This is a genomic window from Mesorhizobium sp. M5C.F.Ca.IN.020.32.2.1 (genome assembly GCF_004023105.1).
In the GTDB taxonomy this organism is placed as follows: Bacteria; Pseudomonadota; Alphaproteobacteria; order Rhizobiales; family Rhizobiaceae; genus Mesorhizobium; species Mesorhizobium wenxiniae.
Genome location: NZ_RZSX01001590.1, coordinates 1 through 573, shown reverse-complemented (window position 1 = coordinate 573; position 573 = coordinate 1). Strand labels below are relative to the sequence as shown.

Genomic DNA, 573 nt, shown 5'->3' with positions numbered 1-573 from the left:
GTCTGGGTGAGTACGGGGAGGCCGAAAACCGCGCGCGTGGCAACGGTCTGGGGATCTGGTCGGCTGAGATCGAAAGTCCGCATCTCTATCGCCGCGCCAAGCCCTCAAAGATGCCTTAACCGCAGATAGCCAAAATGGTGCTATCGAATGGCAAATGACTTGAGCCATATTGCTTCGCGTTTTGGCGCAAAACCCAGCAAAGCTCGTTGCATCGGTTCAGATAATAGCTAATATAGGCTCATTTCTTGCCGCGTCAGGTGGACACCGAACAGGGGGAATGTTGCCAAATACGTTCATGTCTCACGCCTCTCCGGTGGTTGCGTTTGACGCTCGTTCGCACGTCGACGCGGTTTGCGCAAAGCCGAAGAGCGCAAAAATTTCCCCGCCTGCGGCTTCCTCGCGCGCCAAATTTTTTCACCTTCCGGCCTCTTCCGCTACGCTCCAGCCTTCGGTGCACACCGCTTCCCGCCGTGCCATGTGAACGATCATCGCAACCACCAAAGAGGAGTGACTGACATGACCACCACCAACTACATCCAGTTCGATGCTGACGACCTCGACGCCGCCAAGGGC

Annotated in this window: 1 protein-coding gene and 1 pseudogene; both read left to right on the top strand. The window is 56.5% G+C overall.

The genetic code is table 11. The features are described from left to right. A pseudogene (locus EOA86_RS41650) lies at positions 1-119 on the top strand (thermonuclease family protein); the annotation flags it as partial. Between the two features lie 232 nt (positions 120-351). Further along, a partial coding sequence (locus EOA86_RS37620) for a hypothetical protein (protein ID WP_164892454.1) occupies positions 352-573 on the top strand: 222 nt, incomplete at its 3' end.